15 protein-coding genes are annotated in these 20683 nt (G+C 68.1%); 8 read left to right on the forward strand and 7 right to left on the reverse strand.

Translation table 11 applies throughout. The annotated features are described in order from the left end of the window. The first annotated feature begins 15 nt into the window (after positions 1-15). From ACWPXE_RS02165 to ACWPXE_RS02175, 3 genes are all read left to right on the forward strand, one after another. Entirely contained in the window at positions 16-561 is a 546-nt protein-coding gene (locus tag ACWPXE_RS02165) for a YcjF family protein (protein ID WP_454016502.1), read from the forward strand. Between the two features lie 118 nt (positions 562-679). Further along, entirely contained in the window at positions 680-877 is a 198-nt protein-coding gene (locus tag ACWPXE_RS02170; protein WP_040136327.1) for a hypothetical protein, read from the forward strand. After that, positions 874-1968, forward strand: a complete 1095-nt coding sequence (locus ACWPXE_RS02175) for a prohibitin family protein (RefSeq protein WP_454016503.1) — start codon at positions 874-876, stop codon at positions 1966-1968. The genes ACWPXE_RS02170 and ACWPXE_RS02175 overlap by 4 nt, the downstream gene beginning before the upstream one ends. A gap of 33 nt (positions 1969-2001) precedes the next feature. Here the strand turns inward: ACWPXE_RS02175 and ACWPXE_RS02180 are convergent, their stop codons facing one another. Further along, the gene (locus ACWPXE_RS02180; protein ID WP_454016504.1) at positions 2002-3996 is read right to left on the reverse strand and encodes a methyl-accepting chemotaxis protein; all 1995 of its coding nucleotides are present in this window, start codon (positions 3994-3996) and stop codon (positions 2002-2004) included. 349 nt (positions 3997-4345) lie between these two features. Between ACWPXE_RS02180 and ACWPXE_RS02185 the strand changes: the two genes are divergently transcribed. Next, a complete protein-coding gene (locus ACWPXE_RS02185; protein WP_454016505.1) occupies positions 4346-6340 on the forward strand; it encodes a methyl-accepting chemotaxis protein in 1995 nt (664 codons plus the stop codon). A gap of 60 nt (positions 6341-6400) precedes the next feature. Here the strand turns inward: ACWPXE_RS02185 and ACWPXE_RS02190 are convergent, their stop codons facing one another. The 3 genes from ACWPXE_RS02190 to ACWPXE_RS02200 all read right to left on the reverse strand — a co-directional run bounded on the left by ACWPXE_RS02190 (position 6401) and on the right by ACWPXE_RS02200 (position 9203). Then, complete coding sequence (locus tag ACWPXE_RS02190; RefSeq protein WP_454016506.1) at positions 6401-6994, reverse strand: DUF4142 domain-containing protein; 594 nt, start codon at positions 6992-6994, stop codon at positions 6401-6403. Between the two features lie 256 nt (positions 6995-7250). Further along, positions 7251-7622, reverse strand: a complete 372-nt coding sequence (locus tag ACWPXE_RS02195; protein WP_454016507.1) for a c-type cytochrome — start codon at positions 7620-7622, stop codon at positions 7251-7253. A 294-nt stretch (positions 7623-7916) separates the two neighbouring features. After that, the gene (locus tag ACWPXE_RS02200; protein WP_454016508.1) at positions 7917-9203 is read right to left on the reverse strand and encodes a pentapeptide repeat-containing protein; all 1287 of its coding nucleotides are present in this window, start codon (positions 9201-9203) and stop codon (positions 7917-7919) included. Between the two features lie 427 nt (positions 9204-9630). On the opposite strand from ACWPXE_RS02200, the gene ACWPXE_RS02205 reads away from it, so the two are divergent. From ACWPXE_RS02205 to ACWPXE_RS02220, 4 genes are all read left to right on the forward strand, one after another. Then, entirely contained in the window at positions 9631-10065 is a 435-nt protein-coding gene (locus tag ACWPXE_RS02205) for a response regulator (protein ID WP_454016509.1), read from the forward strand. Positions 10066-10206: 141 nt separating this feature from the next. Beyond that, positions 10207-15156 carry a HAMP domain-containing protein gene (locus ACWPXE_RS02210; protein WP_454016510.1) on the forward strand — a complete coding sequence of 1650 codons (4950 nt, stop codon included), beginning with the start codon at positions 10207-10209 and terminating at the stop codon, positions 15154-15156. A gap of 10 nt (positions 15157-15166) precedes the next feature. Further along, entirely contained in the window at positions 15167-17251 is a 2085-nt protein-coding gene (locus tag ACWPXE_RS02215) for a response regulator (RefSeq protein WP_454016511.1), read from the forward strand. 104 nt (positions 17252-17355) lie between these two features. Then, a complete protein-coding gene (locus tag ACWPXE_RS02220) occupies positions 17356-17940 on the forward strand; it encodes an RT0821/Lpp0805 family surface protein (protein ID WP_237907663.1) in 585 nt (194 codons plus the stop codon). Between the two features lie 6 nt (positions 17941-17946). On the opposite strand, the gene ACWPXE_RS02225 is transcribed toward ACWPXE_RS02220, so the two are convergent. Genes ACWPXE_RS02225 through ACWPXE_RS02235 form a run of 3 tightly spaced genes read right to left on the reverse strand, consistent with a single transcriptional unit; the run spans position 17947 to position 20673 of the window. Further along, complete coding sequence (locus tag ACWPXE_RS02225; RefSeq protein ID WP_454016512.1) at positions 17947-18741, reverse strand: DUF3108 domain-containing protein; 795 nt, start codon at positions 18739-18741, stop codon at positions 17947-17949. 10 nt (positions 18742-18751) lie between these two features. Then, positions 18752-19048: a GNAT family N-acetyltransferase gene (locus ACWPXE_RS02230; protein ID WP_014242492.1), complete on the reverse strand. Its 297-nt coding sequence runs from the start codon at positions 19046-19048 to the stop codon at positions 18752-18754. Further along, positions 19045-20673: an alpha-amylase family glycosyl hydrolase gene (locus tag ACWPXE_RS02235; RefSeq protein WP_454016513.1), complete on the reverse strand. Its 1629-nt coding sequence runs from the start codon at positions 20671-20673 to the stop codon at positions 19045-19047. Before ACWPXE_RS02235 ends, ACWPXE_RS02230 begins: the two co-directional genes overlap by 4 nt. Positions 20674-20683 lie beyond the last annotated feature (10 nt).

Genomic DNA, 20683 nt, shown 5'->3' on the forward strand with positions numbered 1-20683 from the left:
TTGGAGCACCACAGCATGGTCAGTGAGAAGGAAACAACGGGTGGCAAGGCGAAGCCGGAAACGGCCGCTCCGGTCTCCACCGAGGCGCAGGCGGCGGAGATCATCCGCAAGCATGTGCTGCTGTCCGCGGCGGCGGGCGTCATCCCGCTGAACTTCGTGGACACCGCGGCGCTCGCCGTCGTCCAGCTCCGCCTGCTCAAGGAGCTGTCGGAACTGCACGGCGTCGACTTCCGCGGCGACATCGGCCGGTCCGCGGTCGGCACGCTGTTCGCCACGGTCGCCCCGACCGCCCTGGGCGGCAGCCTGCTCGGCTCCATGGCGTTCAACATGGCTCTGCGCTCGGTGCCGGTGATCGGCACGGTGACGCGGCTGGCCACCCAGCCGGCCTTCAACAGCGCCTTCACCTACGCGCTGGGCAAGGTCTTCCAGCAGCACTTCGCGTCGGGGGGCACCTTCCTGACCTTCCAGCCGGAAAAGGTGAAGACCTATTTCCGCGAGAAGTTCGAGGAGGCCCGCCGCCGCAAGGGTGCGACGCCGGAGGCGGCCCCGGTCGCGGCCTGACCGCAGACACGGACGCCACAGCGAACCGGGAGGACGGGCGGGGACGCCTCCACGCTTCCCCGCCCCCTCCAGACGCCGTCACTTCTCCGCCCTGCTCCCATTCCAAGGCCGGACGCGCATGCCCCTTGTCCTCGTCATGCTCTATCTCCTCGCCTGTCTGGTGTGCGCCGTCATGGGCCGCAACACCACGATCGGCTTCATCGGCCATTTCCTGCTGGCCCTTTTCCTGACTCCGCCGGTGAACTTCGTGATCCAGGCGGTGGGCCGCCCCAGCACACGGGAACGTGAGAAGATGCTGACGACGAGACCGCGATGACCACGCTGGACCAGTCCGCCGGGGACGGCCTTGTCCGCGCGCCGTTGCCGCAGCGCGCCGGCCTTTGGCTGAAGCGACGCAGCGTGTCGATCTACGCGCTGACGCTGACCCTGATCCTGGGTTTCCTCGCCATTGCGCCCGCCGTCTTCGTCGAGGTGCCCTCCGGCCATGTCGGCGTGCTGTGGCTGCGCTTCTTCGGCGGCACGGTCACCGATCGGGTCTACAGCGAGGGCACCCACCTGATCTTCCCGTGGGACCGGGTGACGATGTACGACGTGCGCCTGCGCACCGACACCCGCACCTACGAGGCGGTGGCGGCCAACGGCATGTCAATGACGGTGAACGTGGCGCTGCGCTACCGCGTCAACCCGCCCGCCGCCGGTCTGGTCCACAAGCTGGCCGGAGACGATTACGCGGAAAAGCTGGTGCATCCGGAGATCGCCAGCCTCGTCTACGAATTCGTGTCGAAGCACAATCCGGAAAACTTCTACTCGATCAATCGGGCGGACATCCAAGGCTTCCTGCTGCGGGAGGCCCGCCAGCAGTTCCCCACCCCGCCGACCGATCTGCAATCCTTGAAGCTGCCCCCCGGCACGACGGCGGACGATTACAGCTCCGTGATGATCCGGATCGAGGACGTGCTGGTGGCCGGGGTCAGCTTCCCGCCGCTGGTCCGCCAAGCCATCGACCGCAAGATCGAGCAGCAGCAGATCATGGAGGAATACGACTTCCGCATCGCCCGCGAGGCCAAGGAACGCGACCGCAAGCGGATCGAGGCGGAGGGCGTGCGCGACTTCCAGGACATCGTCGCCCGCAACATCACGCCGGAGTATTTGCGCCTGCGCGGCATCGAGGCGACGCGGGCCTTCGCCACCTCCTCGAACGCCAAGACCATCATCATCGGCGGACGCGACGGGCTGCCGGTCATCCTGAACACCGGCGACGATGCCAAGCCGAACACGGCAGCCAATTCCGCGACCGGCACCGCCGCCAAGGAGCCGGACGGTCTGGCCGGACGCCTGTCCACCCTGGACGAGCCGCCGCCGGAGAACAGCGCGCCGGAAGCGCCGCCGGACACCGCCGGGCGCTGACGCCCGGCGAACCGCCGATCCCAAAGGAACCGGCTACTCGGCGGCCTCGGCGAGGGTCCGGGCGAAATCGCGCTCCAGCTCGTCGAGCAGGCGGACCACCTCCGCCGAGGCCCGCTTCATCTCGGCGGCGTGGCGTTCGGCCTCCATGCGGTTGCCAGCCTGGAGAGCGAGCAGCGTCTCGCGGCCCGACTCATGAACGGTCCGGTGCGGCGTGGCCATGCCCTTGTAGGTGGGCAGGCGCATCGTCCGAGGATCGTTTACGCTGTCGTACCAGCGACCCAGGCGGCAGGAGTGATGGGTGGACAGGTCCGCCGGCAGAAGCGTGCGCTGGCCGCCCACCGCCTCCATGATCTTGTCCACGAAGGCGAGATGGTCCTGCTTGGCCAGCCGGACCAGTTCGCCCACCCCGTCGCGGCTCATCCGGTCAACCTCCTCGCGGCCGATCTTGCGCTCGTCGAAGCGGATGTGCAGCCGGTTGTCATGCCGCGCCACCACCGACCCGCGCAGGGACAGTTTGTAACCGGGAAGCGACACGGTGACCTGCCCGCCGGTGGGCGCCGCTCCCTTCGTCTCGGCGTAGCAGCCGCATTCGGAGATGTCGCGGACCAGCGCCGGCGTCTGGTCCACGCTGCCGTCCAGCAGAACCGGGCGGCGGCGCGTGTGCCGCCGGTTCGCCAGATCGGAGGAGGTGCGAATGGCCCGCGCCAGCAGGGACGGCAGGGTGTCCAGCGCCTCCTGCATGCGGTTGGCGCTTTCGCCGACCGTGTAGGCCACGGTGGTGGCACGCTGCGTCTCGCCGCCGACCTCGGACATCCGGCTGGCGATGCCGCGGAAGATGCCGGCGACCTCGCCGATGTTGCGGGCGATCTCGCGCGAGGCCGAGGACTGCTCCTCCACCGCCGCGGCGATCGAGGAATTGATCTCCTGCATGGTGGTGATGGTGGTGGCCACCCCGTCCATGCCGGTGATGGCCTGCTCCGCCACCGCCTGGATGGCGCCGACCTTGGCGGCGATCTCGTCCGCCGCCTTGGCCGACTGCCCGGCGAGGTTCTTCACCTCGGTCGCCACCACGGCGAAGCCCTTGCCGGCTTCCCCGGCCCGCGCCGCCTCGATGGTTGCGTTCAGCGCCAGCAGGTTGGTCTGCCCGGCGATGGCACGAATGAGGTTCAGGATGCCGCCGATCTCCTGCGCCGCGGTGCTGAGCTGCGCCATGATCTGGCGGGCCTCGCCGCTCTTCTCCACCGCCTCCCCGGCGATCCGGGAGGCTCCGCCGACCTGCTCCGAGATTTCGCCGACCGCCGCCTGAAGCTGCTCCGCCCCGGCGGCGACGGTCTGGGCGGCGTCCAGCGCCTCCGCCGTGTCGGCGGACGTGCCGGTGATGCTGTCCTTCACCGCCGCGCAGACGCCGTCGAGATCGCCGACCGTGCGGCGCAGGTCCGCGGTGTAGCTGGCGACGCTGTCCACCACGTCGTTGGCCTCGTGGTCGATGGAATCGACCATCGCATCCACCGCCTGGAGCCGCTCGTCGATCAGGCGGTCCCAATAGACGGACAGGGCGGCGTCCAGATCCATCAGCACCGCCGACACCACGGCGCGCTGCATGGTCACGATCGAGCCGAGCCGGCTGCCGGTCAGCAGCGTGCCGCCCATGCTCTGCGCCAGGGCGGCCATGATCTCGCCCAGGATGAAGGCGTAGCCGCCGACGTACCAGCTCGGGCTCAGCCCGATGCGGTGGTGGGCGATGCCGACGGCGCGCACAGACTCCTTGTAGCCATCGTCGAAGCGGCCTTCGAACAGCCGGGTCCAGTGCGCGATCTGGGCGCGCTTGGCCCCTTCGACCTGCGCCGGATTGGCAAACAGGCCGACCAGTTCGGGCTGGGCCATCGTGCGGTCGTAGAAGCGGTCCAAAATCCCCGGCAGGGCTTTGGAGATGATCGGCAACGCCTGCCGCAGACTGCCGACCGAATCCGGTCCCAAATCGAAATAGGCGGTCTTGGTGACGTCAAGGGCGTGCAGGGTGTCCGGCATGGCGAATGTTTGCATTCTGTAATGAACGAACGCCAACCGATAACATTTCCTCTACACCGAAGGTATCTCTAAAAGGAATTCGCGTGCGACATGCTGTCCCACTTCATGATTAACAGATGGTTTATTTTGCTCAATGCGCAACATGAACGAAATGAATAAACCTTGAAATACAAACACTTTCCTCAAGACAGCTGACGAAAGCCGCAACCGCACCTTCACATTGCATGAATCCGGTGCGTCCCGACGTTGACAAAACTATTTGTTACAAATGCGCGACAAAGGTTACCAATGCGCCGCCTTCCCGGTGCTTCCGGGGCGACCCGACGATTTTTCAAGGAGTTTTCGGCCGATGAATCCCCTCCGCACGCTCAGCCTTGCGACAAAGCTGACCATTCTGTGCACGCTCGGCCTGATTGCCTTGTCCGGCGCCCTGACCTACGCGACGATCGTCAAGGTCACCTCCAGCATCAGCAAGGACGCGGCGGAGCGGAGGGAGCAGGCGATCACCAATTTCCGGATGCTGCTCGACCAGAAAGGATCCGAGTACCGGCTCAAGGACGGCGCGCTGTACATCGACGATTTCAAGCTGGACGGCGCGAACGACATCGTCGACACCGTCCGCAGCGTGACCGGCGGCGTGGCTACCATCTTCCGCGGCAACACCCGCGTGGCGACCAACATCCACAACCCGGACGGCAGCCGGGCCGTCGGGACGAAGCTGGCCCGCGGTCCCGTCTACAGCGCCGTCATCGACGGCAAGGAGCCCTTCCGCGGTGAGGCCGACATCCTGGGCGAGGCCTATTTCACCGCCTACGACCCGATCATCGACCAGAACGGCGAGGTCATCGGCGTCCTGTTCGTCGGCCTCAAAAAGAGCGTCGCGTTGCGCGTTCTGGAGGAGGTGGTCCCCAACATCATCCAAGTGGCGGCGGTCATCACCATCGGCATGGCCCTGGTGATGCTGCTGGTGGTCCGGCGCCAGTTCCGCACGCTGGACCAGATCCGCGGCACCATGTTCCAGCTGGCCGACGAGCGCTATGAGGTGGCGGTGCCCGGCCTGGACCGCCAGGACGAGATCGGCGCCATGGCCAAGACCGTCGAGGTCTTCCGCCAGAAGGGCATCGACAACCAGCGCCTGCGCGAGGCGCAGGAGCGCGAGCGCCGCGAGGCCGAAGCCGCCAAGATCGCCGCCCTGGAATCCATGGCCCGCACGGTGGAGCAGGAGACCCGCACCGCCGTGGACCGCGTCGCCGAACGCTCCGTCTCGATGGACAGCAACGCCCAGGCGATGGCCAGCTCGGCCGAAACCGTCTCCGCCAACTCGCAGAGCGTGGCGGCCGCAGCGGAACAGGCGCTGGGCAACGCCCAGGCCGTGGCGGCGGCCACCGACCAGCTCACCGCCTCCATCGCCGAGATCACCGGCCAGGTCACCTTCGCCAGCCAGATTTCCCGTCGCGCCGTGGAAAGCGGCCGCAAGACCGAGGACGTGGTGCTCTCCCTGTCCGAGGCCATCGGCCACATCGGGGAGGTCGCCACCTTCATCCAGGACATCGCCAGCCAGACCAACCTGCTGGCGTTGAACGCGACGATCGAGGCGGCGCGCGCGGGCGAGGCCGGCAAGGGCTTCGCGGTGGTGGCTCAGGAGGTGAAGAACCTCGCCACCCAAACCTCCAAGTCGGCGGAAGAGATTTCCCGCCAGATCACCGATCTGCAGAGCATGACCGCCGGGGCTGTCGACGCGGTGCAGGACATCGGGCGGACCATCACCGAGATCGACGGGGTCGCCAGCAGCATCGCCAGCGCCATGGACGAGCAGGGTGCCGCGACCAGCGAGATCTCGCGCAACGTCGGCCAGACCGCAGCCGCCGCGCAGGAGGTGTCGTCCCGCATCGCCCACGTGTCGGAGGAGGCGGCGGTGACCGGCAGCCGCGCCGATGAGGTGCGCCGGGTGGCGTCCGACGTGGCGGGGAGCATCGATCATCTCCGAGAGATGCTGGTCCGCGCCGTGCGCACCGCCACGCCGGAGGTGGACCGCCGCCGCGCCCCGCGCTTCGAGGTCAATCTGCCCTGCACCATCGCCGGGGCGGTGGGATCGCTGTCGGGGCACCTCACCAACCTGTCGGAAGGCGGCGCCACGATCCGCGGTCTCGACCGGTCGCAGGTCGGCAGCCGTGGCGTGCTGACCATTCCCAGCTGCACCGTCTCCATCCCCTTCGCGGTGCTGGGGGGCAAGGAGCAGGATCTGCATGTCCGGTTCGAACTGACGCCGGACGTCGCCGACCGCTTCGCCGCGGACGTCCAACGCCTCACCGCGGGCCTGCACCCGCTTCCGGCGGTCGCCTGAGGCGGATCATCGGGCCAAGCCCGCGGCTGACTCCGCGGGCTTGGCCACAGAAGCCCACCGCTACGGCAATTGTGCCAGCGGGTTGCCGAGCGCGCGCAGTTCGCGCGCGTGCATTTGCAGGCCGGGCAACCATTTGGCGGCGAAGGCCCGGACGTCCGGATCGGTCCCGCCCTGGGACTGCGCGTTGAACAGGGCGATCGACACCTCGTGCTCGGCGATCTGCTGCTGCAGATACTGCCGGTCGAACGCGGAGCCCTGAAGTGAGGCCAACGCGTCGGCGACCGCCTGCCGGCCGGGGTCCGGGGCGGTGGGCGGCATGACGCCCTTGGCTTGGGCGAGCCGGGCGAGTTCCTGGTTGGCTTGGGTGTGGTCGGCGGCGATGCGCCGGCCGAGGTCGCGCACGGTGGCGCTGGACGCCTGCCGCTGGGCCAGCGTGCCCATCGCCACCTCGCCGAAGCCGCCGTAGGCCGCCTGGGTCAGAAAGGACTGGTCCGCCACCGTCAGCGTCGAGGAGGCGCCCGACCCGGTGCTTCCCATCTGGGACGTGGAGGCACCGGAACTGCCCATCGGTGGCACGAGGCCCGGCTCGCTCGAACAGGCGACGAGCGTGAGGATGGACACGGCGGCAAGGGCCGCGGTTCGCAGCATGGGCATTCCGACCTCCCGATATGCAATCTTGCGTTGGGACACACGGGTCCCCCAACAGCCTCCTGTTCTCCTTGTGCCTGACGATGAGCGTTTTTACGGGTCCCCTGTCCACAAGGGCAGGTTGATAGGTGCCATCCTCATAGGATGGACCGCAGGGAGACGTGCAGCCCTAACCGGACGGGCGTGACCTTACGGCCGGGCGCCGGACGCAGGAGGGGCCGTCGCCCCTCCCGTTCCCGCAGCGCATGTCCTTGCGGACGTGTCAGCTGTTCTTCTTGAGGAAGGCAATCAGGTCCTTGCGGGCCTGCTCGTTCTTCACGCCGGCGAAGGCCATCTTGTTGCCGGGGACCGTGCCCTTCGGATCGGTCAGGTACTTGTCGAGATTGGCCTCGTCCCAGGCAAGTCCGGCGCCCTTCATCGCATCGGAATACTTGAAGCTCTCGATGGAGCCCGACGCGCGGCCGACGACGCCATGCAGGTTCGGGCCGACGCGGTTGGGGCCGCCGGCCTCGATGGTGTGGCAGGCCTTGCACTGGTTGAACACCTTCTCTCCCGCATCGGCGTCCTGCGCCGAGGCGATGCCGGGAAGGGCGGCGAACAGACCGAAGGCCAGAATGGCAACATTACGCTTCATTGCACTATCCTCGATTTCCAATGCCCAAAAGACAGGCACGGCCACCCAAGGCCCGCAGGACGTCCTGCGTTCTTCGCTTCGCCACGATCAATATTCGTCGCATCGGCGCGCGGCGTCCGCCGGTCCGTTACTTGGCCTCGATCATGACAAGCGGCTTGGGAAACCAGCCGCCACCTCGGCCGGCGTTTTAATCCCCGCATACTGGTATGCACAATGCCGGGCATGGGTGGAGGGCAGCCCCTGCGACAAAATGCCCGACTCTTTTCGAAAATTTTTCGGGATTAAAATTCGCGGTCACTTCAACCGGCAATGGACCAGCGTCGTTCCGGCTGTGTCGGCCTTGTCGATGTCGGTGTCGCGCAGGTCGGCCCCCGACAGATTGCAGTTGGTCAGGTCCGCCCCGGCCAGCCGCGCGCCCCGCAGATCGGCACCGCGGATGTCGCTGTCGGCCAGTTGGGCGTTGCGCAGATTGGTCGGCCACATCCGCCCCGTGGATTGGCCATCCGCCGCCAGAAGCTCAATGGCGCGCATCACCGCGTTGCGCATCATGGCGCGGGTCAGGTCGCAGCCTTCGAAGCTGGCGCCGGACAGCTCCGAATTCTCGAAGCAGGCTTCGCGCATGCGGCATCCGGGAAACTGGGCGATCTGCAGCTTGCTGTCCCGGAAGCTCGCCCGCGTAAAGTCGCAGTTGCGGAAGATCGCCCCGCTCAGGTCGCAGCCATCGAAATCGCTCCCGACGAAGGCCCCGTCCGACACGTCGAACCGCTTGCCCTGCTTGCCGTTGCTGTTGATCCAGCGGACATGGCCGTCCAGCCCCTCCCGGATTTCCGGCGGAAAGTCCGACTGGTTGCGGTGGTAGATGGCGCCCGTCATCCGCGCATCCGCCCAGTCGGCGGTGGCCATGGCGACGTTGCGCAGCTCGGCGTCGCGCAGATCGGCGCCCTGGAAAGTGGCACCGGCGACGGCGGCGTTGTTCAGGATGGCGCCCTTCAGCTTCGCCATGCTGAAATCGGCACCGCGCAGATCGGCGCCGCTGAGGTTGGCGCCAAACAGGGCGGCGTTGCTGAAATCCGCTCCTTCCAGGTTGGCCCGGGTCAGGTTGGCGCCGGTCAGATCGGAGTCGGTGAAATTCGCGTTGACCAGCACGGCTTCGCGAAGCGCCGCCTCCTGCCGGGCCTTGCGCCGGTCCTTCCACAGCACGAGCTGGCCGGGGCGGAGATCCGCCCGCTCGAACAGGGTGTTGCGCAGGCAGGCCTTGGTGAAGTTCGCCCCGCGCATGTCCGCCCCGACCAGCGAGGCCTCCCGCAGATCGGCGGAGACGAAGCTGGCGCCGAACAGATCCGCCCCGTCGAAGTTGCAACGCTGGAGAACGCTGCGCCGGAAATTCGCTCCGGTCAGAATCGCGTCCGACAGGAGCAGCCCCGTCAGGTCGAAACCGGTCAGGTCCGCCGCCTTCAATTGAAGGCGCAAACCGTTTGGACGCGCCGCCAGATAGAGCCGGTGGGCTCTGATGGCCTGCGCGAGATCCTCCAGGCTCAGGTCTGTCCCATCACCCGGCCCGCTTGTCGGGGCACCGCTCATCCCGCTTCCTAGAACCCCTGCAATCGACTCCACGCCCGCCTCGTGGACAGTAGCAAGTTTACGCGCAAAATTACTTGCAAAATTGTTAAAAAGGCTGCACATCTCTACATAGCTGCCGCGCGTTTGCACCGCACATTTCAATCGAACCCAAGCAAAGACGGTCCAAACGCACCGGATTCGCGCTATTCCATATTGAATTTAAGGAATATGCTTGCTCTCTTTTGGAGTGCACTCACCCTACTGGGTATAACCTGTTGGGGGTATTTGACCTTTTCTCCCTTAATTGCCTCACCCCTCCGTGCTACTCGTCCCGGTCAGCTTCGCCGGCATCCGACGTCTCCGCTCGGGTTCCGGCGGCGGGCGGGATAGGCGCCTCATCGACGCCGTTCCGGCACCGCAGCCGGCAGAACGACAAGAGGGATAAGGGATGACCAACCCGATCAACAGGTCACCACGGGCCGGGGCGGACGGGACCGCGCCCGCCGCAGCCACAACCCCCGTCCGGGTCCTGGTCGTCGAGGATGAGACGATCGTCGCCATGTATCTGACCGATATGCTGGAGGAGTTGTCCTACGAGGTGTGCGGCGTCGCCGCCAACGCCGCCGACGCGCTGAAGATCGCCGAGCGGGAGCGCCCCGCCCTGGCCCTGGTGGACATTGGCCTCGCCGGTCCGCAGGACGGCATCGAGACCGCGCACGCCCTGCGCGAGCGCTTCGCCGTGGGCAGCATCTTCATGTCCGGGGCCAGCGATCCCGTCCTGCTGGAGCGCGCCCGCGCCGCCGGCCCGCACGGCTTCATCCAGAAGCCCTACGATGAGCGCCAGTTGAAGACCCTGCTGAACAACGCCGCCCCCCGGCATTAGCCCCCGCCGCCTTCCGCTTGCCGTCCCATGGCTGCGCCGCTCCGGCGCGCGGCCATTCCGGCGTTCCGCCGGGCGCGCCGTCGATCCTGCGCGAGGGGACACCCGAGACACAGGCCTGGACTTCTTAGGGACCCTCGCGTCATGACGATGACCGACGCTCACGACCGGCTTTCTCCCCAGCTTCTCCTGCGCGCGCTGCGCCAGTTCCGCAAGGGCGACTTCTCCGTGCGCCTGCCGCTCGACCTGGATGGGCTGGACGGCGAGATCGCCGCCGCCTTCAACGACGTGGTGGAGATGAACGAAGCCCTGGTGGAGGACGTCGGCCGGGTCAGCGTCGCCATCGGCAAGGAGGGTCGCATCGGCCAGCGGGTGCGCCTGCCCACCGCCTCGGGCGGCTGGGGCGCCTGCGTGGACAGCGTCAACGCCATGGTCGCCGACCTGACCCAGCCGACCCGGGAGATGGCCCGCGTCATCGGCGCGGTCGCCAAGGGCGACCTGTCGCAGTCGATGCCGCTGGAGGTCGACGGGCGTCCGCTCCAGGGCGACTTCCTCCAGACCGCCCGGACGGTCAACCGGATGGTCGAGCAGCTCGTCACCGTCTCGGCGGAGCTGACGCGGGTGGCGCGCGAGGTCGGCATCGAAGGCAAGCTGGGCGAACAGGCCCAGGTGAAGGACGTCGCCGGCACCTGGAAGGACCTCACCGACAACGTCAACCTGATGGCCGCCAACCTGACGGCCCAGGTCCGCAACATCGCCGACGTCACCACAGCGGTGGCGAAGGGCGACCTGTCGCGCAAGATCACCGTGGACGTGAAGGGCGAAATCCGCGAGCTGAAGGACACCATCAACACGATGGTCGACCAGCTCAACAGCTTCGCCTCGGAAGTCACCCGCGTGGCGCGCGAGGTCGGCAGCGAGGGCAAGCTGGGCGGTCAGGCCCAGGTGAAGGGTGTAGCCGGCACCTGGAAGGACCTGACCGACAACGTCAATTTGTTGACCGGCAACCTGACCAATCAGGTCCGCAACATCGCCGACGTGACGACCGCCGTCGCCAACGGCGACCTGTCGCGCAAGATCACCGTGGACGTGAAGGGCGAAATCCGCGAGTTGAAGGACACCATCAACACGATGGTCGACCAGCTCAACAGCTTCGCCTCGGAAGTCACCCGCGTGGCGCGCGAGGTCGGCACCGAAGGAAAGCTGGGCGGTCAGGCCCAGGTGAAGGGTGTGGCCGGCACCTGGAAGGACCTCACCGACAACGTCAACGCGATGGCGACCAACCTGACCAGCCAGGTCCGCAACATCGCGGAGGTCACCACGGCGGTGGCGAAGGGCGACCTGTCGCGCAAGATCACCGTGGACGTGAGGGGCGAGATCCTGGAGCTGAAGGACACCATCAACACGATGGTCGATCAGCTCAACAGCTTCGCCTCGGAAGTCACCCGCGTCGCCCGCGAGGTCGGCAGCGAGGGCAAGCTGGGCGGTCAGGCCCAGGTGAAGGGTGTGGCCGGCACCTGGAAGGACCTGACCGACAACGTCAATTTGTTGACCGGCAACCTGACCAATCAGGTCCGCAACATCGCCGACGTGACCACGGCCGTTGCCAACGGCGACCTGTCGCGCAAGATCACCGTGGACGTGAAGGGCGAGATCCTGGAGCTGAAGGACACCATCAACACGATGGTCGACCAGCTCAACAGCTTCGCCAGCGAGGTCACCCGCGTCGCCCGCGAGGTCGGCACCGAAGGGAAGCTGGGCGGACAGGCCCAGGTGAAGGGTGTCGCCGGCACCTGGAAGGACCTCACCGACAACGTCAACATGATGGCCGCCAACCTGACCGGTCAGGTGCGCGGCATCGCCGAGGTCGTGACGGCGGTCGCCGAGGGCAACCTGAAGCGCAAGCTGACCGTGGCGGCGCGCGGCGAGATCGCGGCGCTGGCCGACACCATCAACGGCGTGATCGAGACGCTGGCCATCTTCGCCGATCAGGTCACCAACGTGGCGCGCGAGGTCGGCATCGAGGGCAAGCTGGGCGGGCAGGCCAAGGTCCCCGGCGCCACCGGCGTGTGGGGCGACCTGACCGACAACGTGAACCAGCTCGCCGCCAACCTGACCACCCAGGTCCGCGCCATCGCCGAGGTGGCGACCGCGGTGACCAAGGGCGACCTCACCCGCTCCATCGCCGTCGAGGCGTCGGGCGAGGTGGCCTCCCTGAAGGACAACATCAACGAGATGATCCGCAACCTGCGCGACACGACGCAGAAGAACGCGGAACAGGACTGGCTGAAGACCAACATCGCCAAATTCACCCGGATGCTCCAAGGTGAGCGCGATCTGGTCACCGTCACCAACATGATCCTGTCGGAGATCGCGCCGTTGGTGAACGCTCAGCACGGCGTCCTCTACGTCACCAGCCGCGACGGCGACGAGCCGGTCCTCGATCTGGTCGCCAGCTACGCGCTGAAGGAGCGCGACGGGCTGGGCACCCGCTTCACGCTGAAGCAGGGTCTGGTCGGCCAGTGCGCCCACGAGAAGAAGCCGATCCTGCTGACCAACGTGCCGAAGGACTATGTGCGCATCAGCTCCGGCCTCGGCGAGGCGGCGCCGCTGAACATCATCGTCCTGCCCGTGCTGTTCGAGAACGAGGTGAACGCCGTGCTGGAGCTGGCCTCCTTCGGCCATTTCAGCGAAACGCACCGCTCCTTCCTGGAGCAGCTGACGGAAAGCATCGGGATCGTCCTCAACACCATCGCCACCAACATGCGGACCGAAGGGCTGCTCAAGCAGTCGCAGCGCCTGACCGCCGAGTTGCAGAGCCAGCAGGAGGAGCTGAAGACCACCAACGAGCGGCTGGAGCATCAAGCCGCCTCGCTCCGCCAGTCGGAGGAGCTGCTGATGGCCCAGCAGGAGAAGCTGCGCCAGACCAACGAGGCATTGGAGGAGAAGGCGGAGCAGCTCTCCCTCACCTCCAAGTACAAGTCGCAGTTCCTGGCGAACATGAGCCACGAGCTGCGCACCCCGCTGAACAGCCTGCTGATCCTGTCCAAGCTGCTGTCCGACAACGGCGACCACAACCTGACCCCCCGGCAGGTGGAGTTCGCCCGCACCATCAACGCCGCCGGGTCCGACCTGCTGAACCTCATCAACGACATCCTCGACCTGTCGAAGATCGAATCCGGCACGGTCACGCTGGAGATCGGCGCCGTGGTGCTGGACGACTTGCGCGGCCATGTCGAGCGCACCTTCGCCCAGCTCGCCGAGGAGAAGGGGCTGCGCTTCGACATCGACATGACCCAGCCGCTGCCCGCGGCCATCCAGACCGACCAGAAGCGGCTGGAGCAGGTGCTGAACAACCTGCTGTCCAACGCCTTCAAGTTCACCGAGACCGGCGGCGTCACCTTCCGCGTCGGTCTGGCCGGCGAGGGCTGGAGCGCGGCCCACCCCGTGCTGAACGCGGCGGAGGGGGTGCTGGCCTTCACCGTCATCGACACCGGCATCGGCATCCCCGAGAACAAGCAGCGCATCATCTTCGAGGCTTTTCAGCAGGCCGATGGCACGACCAGCCGCAAGTACGGCGGCACCGGCCTCGGCCTGTCGATCAGCCGCGAGATCGCCCGCCTGCTGGGCGGTGAGATCCGCGTGCAGAGCGAATCCGGGGCGGGCAGCGCCTTCACGCTCTACGTGCCGATGGAGTTCGACATCGCCCGCTACGGCGACCCGGCGCTGAAGCTGGCCCCCTTCCCGACGCCGACGCGGCCCATCGTGGTGCCGGGGCCGGAGGAGCGGCTGGCGCTGCCGCAGCACCACCCCGTCGCCGACGACCGCGAGCGCATCCGCCCCGGCGACCCGGTGGTGCTGATCGTCGAGGACGACGTGAAGTTCGCCTCGATCCTGGTCGATCTGGCGCGGGAGAAGGGCTTCAAGGCGATCCTTTCCCATGCCGGAAGCCCGGCCATGCCGATGGCCCGCAAGTACCGGCCGGACGCGGTGATGCTGGACATCGGCCTGCCGGACATCGACGGCTGGGCGCTGCTCGACCTGCTGAAGCGCGACCCTCACACCCGCCACATACCGGTCCACGTCATCTCCGCCAAGGAGGAGCGCCGCCGGGGCCTCGCCATGGGCGCCTTCGACTACACCGAGAAGCCGGCCGACCGCGAGGCGATCTTCGCGGCACTCGCCAAGGTCAAGGGCTTCGTGGAGCGCCACCAGCGCCGGCTGCTGATCGTTGAGAAGGTCCCCAACCCGGAGACCGGCGGCATCGCCGGCCTGATCGACCACGACAAAGGCGTCGGGGGCGGGGCCGGTGACGACATCGACATCAGCACCGTCACCTCCGCCGAGGCCGCCCGCGCCCTGCTGGCGCAGGAGCGGTTCGACTGCATGGTGCTCGACCTGACGATCCCCCAGCCCAGCGATTTCGAGCTGATCGACAGCCTGCGCACCCGCGATTCCACCGCCTGGATGCCGGTCGTCGCCTATGTCAGCGACACCATCGCGCCGGAGGACGAGGCGCGGCTGCGCCGGCTGGCCGAAACAGTGGTGCTGCGCAGCGTCCATTCCGCGGACTCGCTGCTCGACGAGACGGCGCTGTTCCTGCACCGGGCGGTGGACCGGCTGCCCGACGACAAGCGCAACGCGCTCGACCAGATCCGCCAGCGCGACCCGGTGCTGGCAGGCCGCAAGGCGCTGATCGTGGACGACGATTTCCGCAACATCTTCTCGCTTGCCAGCGTCCTGGAGGCCCACGACATGACGGTGCTGCACGCCGAGAGCGGGCTGGAGGGGCTGGACCTGCTGAAGGCGCACCCCGACCTCGACGTGGCGCTGGTGGACATCATGATGCCGCTGATGGACGGCTATCAGACCATCCGGGAAATCCGCGCCACCGCAGCCGGGCGCGGCCTTCCGGTGATCGCCGTCACCGCCAAGGCGATGAAGGGCGACCGCGAGAAGTGCATCGAGGCGGGGGCGACCGACTATCTCGCCAAGCCGGTGGACATCGACCACCTGCTGTCGCTGCTGCGGGTCTGGGCCGGACGCCGGCAGGACGACGGCCCCGCCGTAGGCCACAACGCCGGACGGGAGTGAGGAGAAGCCCATGCCCCACACCCAGATTCCCAGCATCACCGAGATCGAGGACGCCACCCTGCCGCCGCCGGAGGTCCGCGTGCTCGTCGTGGACGACGATCCGCGGAACCTGCTGGCGATGCGGGAGACCTTGGCCGACCTCGACGCCACGGTGATCCTCGCCCGCTCCGGCGAGGAGGCGCTGAAGCGCGTGCTCGACCAGGACTTCGCGGCGATCCTGATGGACGTCCACATGCCCGGCATGGACGGCTACGAGACGGCGGAGTTGATCCGCAACCGCCGCAAGTCGCGGCACATCCCCATCCTGTTCCTGACCGCCATCAACAAGGACGAGATGCACATCTTCCGCGGCTATTCCGCGGGGGCGGTCGACTACATGTTCAAGCCGGTGGACCCGGTCATCCTGCGCAGCAAGGTCACCGTCTTTGTCGAACTGTACCGCAAGACCGAGGAGGTCAAGCGCCAGGCCGCCCTGCGCGAGCGGCTGATGGCCGAGAACTACCGCGTGCGGGCGGAGAAGCTGGAGGCAGAACAGGCGCTCCGCCGGTCGGAGGAGCGGCAGGCGATGATCGCCCGCTCCCTGCCGATCCTGCTCTACACCGCCGGGCCGGAGCGCGGCACGCCCTTCCGCTACGTCACCGAGAATGTCGAGGCGCTGTTCGGCTTCCCCGCCGAACGCTTCCTGACGGACGGCGGTTTCTGGGAATCGCGCCTGCACCCGGACGACCGCGAGCGCGCCGCCGTCCAGTTCGACGCGATGCGGCAGGGTGGCGTGTCCACCGTCGAATACCGCTGGCGCGCCGCCGACGGGCAGTACCGCACGCTTCTGGAAAAGGCCATGCTGTTGCCGGGCGAGGGCGGGCGGCCGCCGGAACTCTGCGGCACGGTGCTGGACGTCACCGACACGCGGGAGCTTCAACTCCAACTCGCCCATGTCCAGAAGATGGAGACCATCGGCCAGTTGACCGGGGGCATCGCCCACGACTTCAACAACATGCTGACCGTGGTCATCGGCAGCCTGGAGCGGCTGGGCCGCATGGCCTTCGACGACCCCAAGGCGGCGCGGCGGGTGGAGATGGCCCTTCAGGCGTCGCTGCGCTGCTCCGACCTGACGCGGCGGCTGCTCGCCTTCGCGCGGCGCCAGCAGCTCCACCCCGAGAGCGTGGACATGGAGGCGCTGGTCCGCAACATGGGCGAGCTGATGGAGCGCACGCTGGGCTCGGCGATCACCGTCGAGATCGACAGCGCGCCGTCCCTCTGCCCGGCGCTGGTGGACCGCACTCAGGCGGAATCGGCCCTGCTGAACCTCGTCATCAACGCGCGCGACGCCATGCCGGCGGGCGGAAGGCTGACCATCGCCACTGCGATGGTGGAGGCCAAGGAGGGGGATGCGGAGTTGCGCCCCGGATGCTATGTGCGGATGACCGTGAGCGACACCGGCTGCGGCATGCCGCCGGAGGTTCTGGCCCGCGCCTTCGAGCCCTTCTTCACCACCAAGGAGATCGGCAAGGGCACCGGGCTGGGGCTCAGCATGATCCACGGCTTCGTGAAGCAGTCGGGCGGGCTGATCCGGGTGGAGAGCGAGCCAGGGCGCGGCACCTCCTTCCACCTCCATCTGCCCTGCGCCCCCGCGGCCGTCCGTCAGGCGAAGACGCCGGAGGACACCGAGGACACCGGTCCGCTGCCCGGCCACGGCGAGGTCATCCTGGTGGTGGACGACGACCGCGACGTGCGTCAGGTCGCCGTGCTGACCCTCCAGGATCTCGGCTACACCGTGGTCGAGGCGGAGAACGGGCCGGAGGCGCTGGCCGTGCTGGCCAGGGAGCCACGGGTGGACCTGCTGTTCACCGACGTGGTGATGCCGGGCGGCATGAACGGGCTGGAATTGGCCCAGGAGGCGCAGCGCCGCTATCCGACCCTGAAGGCGCTCTACGCCTCCGGCTACGCCCATGGTGTGGCCGGGGGCCTGAGCGGTGAGGGGCCGGGGGCCGAGTTCCTGATCAAGCCCTACCGCGACCGCGACCTTGCCCGCGCCGTCCGCAAGGCGCTGGGTGGCAGCGTGGCGGATGCCTTCCCGAAGTTGAAGCGCGCCTGACTGTTGCCATCTTCGTCGAAGGCCATTGTCGCCCTTTTGCCTCAACCGTGAGCGGGGCCTTGGTGTTCAGATGACCATCGCGTTGCAATAAAGGAGTAGTCGACGTGTCCGCTGTCCGCCTGTCCGGGATTCGCTTCGCCTCGGTCCTGTGCCTTGGCCTGTCCGTCGCCCTGCCCCTGACCGCCGCGCCGGCCGCGGCGCAGGTGTTCACCCAGGGCGGTTACGGCGCGCCGACCCAAACCAACCCGCAGAGCAGCGGCGGCAACACGACCTTCGGCATCGACAACGACCTGCTGGGCAAGCTCGGCGGGGCCGCCGTCGGGGCGCTCGCCGGATCGCAGATCGGCAAGGGCAGCGGCAACCTGCTGGCCATTGGCGCCGGTGGCCTGCTCGGCTACTTCGCTGGCGGCTATCTGATGGAGCAGTTGAGCCCGGGCAGCCGCAACGCGGCGCAGAGCGCGGAGACCCGCGCGCTCGACGCGCCAGTCGGCCAGACCATCCGCTGGAACAGCCCGGACAGCACGAACACCAGCGGCACCATCACCCCGATCCGCGCCGGGCGCGATTCCGCCGGGCGGGAGTGCAAGGAGTTCCAGCACAAGGTGACCATCGAGGGCCGCCAGGAGTCCGCCACCGGCACCGCCTGCCGCGGCGACGACGGTCAGTGGCGCCTCGCCGCTAATCCGTAACGCGGATTACGACCCGGCCTTCACACCGACGGTGTGGACCAGCACCGTCATCGTGTCGGTCGGCACCTCCACCGTCACGGGGACGACGCGCCCGCTCTCCGGTGCGCGGGCGAACCACACCGTCGCCTTGCGCTCCACCCCCTCGGCGAAGAAGCGGTCGCGATCACGGTCACCCTGGAAGCCGGCCACCGGGCGGACGGTGACCGCGCAGACCTCCGCCGTTCCCGTGGCGATGCGGTAGCGCGACGACGGCAGGTCGCCCTTGCCCTGCGGCGTCATGATGATGTCGTAGCGGCGGCGCCCGTCATAGACGGGATAGCGTCCGCCGCAGCCGCCCGCCCGGCTGGCGGTCAGGATCACCGCCGCCCCGGCGCTCAACGGATCGATGCTGCCCCGGCGGCTGTCCGGCGGCACCCGCGCCGCCTTGTCGGGGCTGAGCGGGGGATCGGCCGTCACATCCACCCCGTCAGGGCCGAAGGTCAGCGTCATGATGTCCATCTTGCGGCGCAAGCGGCGCTCGCCGCGGAAGTGGTCCGGCTCGGCGGCGCCGGCCTCCAGCCGTCCTGCGGACTCGGCGTGGTAGCGGAAATTGGTGAAGAGGCCGAGCCAGGGCACCGCCTCCGCCTCCAGCGCCGCCCGGTAGCGGCTGGCGCCCCCCTCCGCCTCCTCGGTCAGCACGACGCTGCCGCGCGCCAGGGAGACGCCGCCGCCATAGGCGGCGAAGTCCAGTTCCAGCGTCCCAGCGCGGCCCGCCGCCGGCAGAAGAGACAGCAGGCCGGCGGCCAGGAGAAACCGTTTCACGGCGAACGCCTCACGTCGATGGTCCGCCCTCCGCGACGACCAGATCCTGGTACTCCGGGTGGCGCTGGATGTATTTGGCCACGAAGGGGCAGACCGGCACAACCTTCTGCCCGCTGGAACGCGCGTCCTCCAGCGCGCCGCGCGCGAGGGCGGAGCCGATGCCCTGCCCGGCCATGCTCTCCGGAACCTCCGTGTGGGTGAAGACGATGGCCCCGTCGCGCTTTTCATACTCCACCACCGCGGTGGCGTCGCCCACGGTCAGCTCATACCGGTTCTTGGCCGCGTTGTTCTTCACGTCCCCGCTCATTCCCCACCCTTTCCCTTGTCGTCGAAACCGATCACCACCCCCTCGTCGGGCCGCAGGCGAAGGATGCCGGACACCGGTTCCCCGCCTCGGTCGAGATGGGTGGACAGCCGGATATGGGCAGCCTCCGGCACCGCGTCCACCGTCCGCTCCCCGGCCGACAGGTTCAGCAGGATGCGGAAGCGGCCGGTTCCATGGCGGCGCTCATAGGACAGGACGTCGTCCTCCGCCGACACCGGATCGTAGCGCCCGACCGACAGGGCCGGCTCCGCCCGCCGCAGCGACAGCAGGGCGCGGTAGAGCGCCAGCATGGAGGACGGGTCGGCCGCCTGCGCCGTGACGTTCACCCGGTCATGGTCGGGACCGAGCGGCAGCCAGGGCTCGCCCGTCGTGAAACCGCCCTGCGGGCTGCCGTCCCAGGGGATCGGCGTGCGCACCGGATCGCGGCCCAGCCCCAGGCCGGGGATGTTCTTCTCCCAGGGGTCCTGCACGCGGTCGGGCGGGATCGGCACGTCGGTCATCCCGATCTCGTCGCCCTGGTAGAGCGTCGGCGTGCCGCGCAGGGTCAGCAGGAGCATGGCCGCCACCCGCGCCTGCCCCGCACCCAGCCGGCTCGCCACGCGGGAACGGTCGTGGTTGCCGAGCACCCAGTTCGGCCAGCCGCCGGGCGGCAGGGCGGCCTCGTAGGTGCGGATCAGCGCGGCCAGCGCCTTCGCCCCCCACGGGGTGGACAGCAGATGGAAGTTGAAGGGAAGCTGAAAGCCCGTCAGGTCGGCGCCGTAATAGGCCATGAGCTGGTCGATGGGCAGATAGGCCTCGCCGATCAGCAGCCGGTCGGGGCCGTACCCGTCCGCCACCCGGCGCATGGCGGCGATGGCGTCGTGCACCTCCGGCTGGTCCACGGTGTGGAGGCGGATCACCCGCCGCACCGGCGACATGCCCTCCCGCCAGCCGGGGTTCGGCGGGTTGTCGCGGAACCGCGCGTCCTTGATCAGGTGATGGATGGCGTCCACCCGGAAGCCGTCCACCCCGCGGTCGAACCAGACGCGCAACGCGTCGAGCATGGCCTCGCGCAGCGCCGGGTTGCGCCAGTTGAGATCCGGCTGCTCCTTCAGATAGGCGTGGTAATAGTATTGGCCGGTCGCCGCGTCCCATTCCCAGGCGGCGCCGCCGAACTCCGACAGCCAGTTGTTGGGGGGGCCGCCGTCCGGGGCCGGGTCGCGCCAGATGTACCAGTCCCGCTTGGGATCGCTGCGGGACGAGCGGCTGGCCTGGAACCACGGGTGCCGGTCGGAGCTGTGGTTGGGCACGAAATCCAGGATCAGCCTCATCCCCCGGCGGTGCAGCTCCGCCAGCAGCCGGTCGAAATCCTCCATCGTCCCGAACAGCGGGTGGACGCCCGTGTAGTCCGATACGTCGTAGCCGAAATCGGCCATCGGTGACGGGTAGATCGGAGACACCCACAGCGCGTCCACCCCGAGCGCTTGGAGATGGTCAAGCCGGGCCAGGATGCCCGGCAGGTCGCCCACCCCGTCGCCGTTCGAATCCTGGAAGGAGCGCGGGTAGACCTGATAGATCACCCCGCTCTGCCACCACGCGAAGCCGTCCGCCATGAAGCTGTCCGCCATGAGGGGTCCC

This window comes from Azospirillum sp. Marseille-Q6669, assembly GCF_965111635.1.

What these genes read in the sequence shown, in the direction of transcription:
- ACWPXE_RS02195 (WP_454016507.1), bottom strand. Translation starts at nt 7,622, where the DNA reads ATGAAGCGTAATGTTGCCATTCTGGCCTTCGGTCTGTTCGCCGCCCTT.
- ACWPXE_RS02210 (WP_454016510.1), top strand. Translation starts at nt 10,207, where the DNA reads ATGACGATGACCGACGCTCACGACCGGCTTTCTCCCCAGCTTCTCCTG.
- ACWPXE_RS02205 (WP_454016509.1), top strand. Translation starts at nt 9,631, where the DNA reads ATGACCAACCCGATCAACAGGTCACCACGGGCCGGGGCGGACGGGACC.
- ACWPXE_RS02235 (WP_454016513.1), bottom strand. Translation starts at nt 20,673, where the DNA reads ATGGCGGACAGCTTCATGGCGGACGGCTTCGCGTGGTGGCAGAGCGGG.
- ACWPXE_RS02175 (WP_454016503.1), top strand. Translation starts at nt 874, where the DNA reads ATGACCACGCTGGACCAGTCCGCCGGGGACGGCCTTGTCCGCGCGCCG.
- ACWPXE_RS02215 (WP_454016511.1), top strand. Translation starts at nt 15,167, where the DNA reads ATGCCCCACACCCAGATTCCCAGCATCACCGAGATCGAGGACGCCACC.
- ACWPXE_RS02180 (WP_454016504.1), bottom strand. Translation starts at nt 3,996, where the DNA reads ATGCCGGACACCCTGCACGCCCTTGACGTCACCAAGACCGCCTATTTC.
- ACWPXE_RS02185 (WP_454016505.1), top strand. Translation starts at nt 4,346, where the DNA reads ATGAATCCCCTCCGCACGCTCAGCCTTGCGACAAAGCTGACCATTCTG.
- ACWPXE_RS02165 (WP_454016502.1), top strand. Translation starts at nt 16, where the DNA reads ATGGTCAGTGAGAAGGAAACAACGGGTGGCAAGGCGAAGCCGGAAACG.
- ACWPXE_RS02170 (WP_040136327.1), top strand. Translation starts at nt 680, where the DNA reads ATGCCCCTTGTCCTCGTCATGCTCTATCTCCTCGCCTGTCTGGTGTGC.
- ACWPXE_RS02190 (WP_454016506.1), bottom strand. Translation starts at nt 6,994, where the DNA reads ATGCCCATGCTGCGAACCGCGGCCCTTGCCGCCGTGTCCATCCTCACG.
- ACWPXE_RS02230 (WP_014242492.1), bottom strand. Translation starts at nt 19,048, where the DNA reads ATGAGCGGGGACGTGAAGAACAACGCGGCCAAGAACCGGTATGAGCTG.
- ACWPXE_RS02200 (WP_454016508.1), bottom strand. Translation starts at nt 9,203, where the DNA reads ATGAGCGGTGCCCCGACAAGCGGGCCGGGTGATGGGACAGACCTGAGC.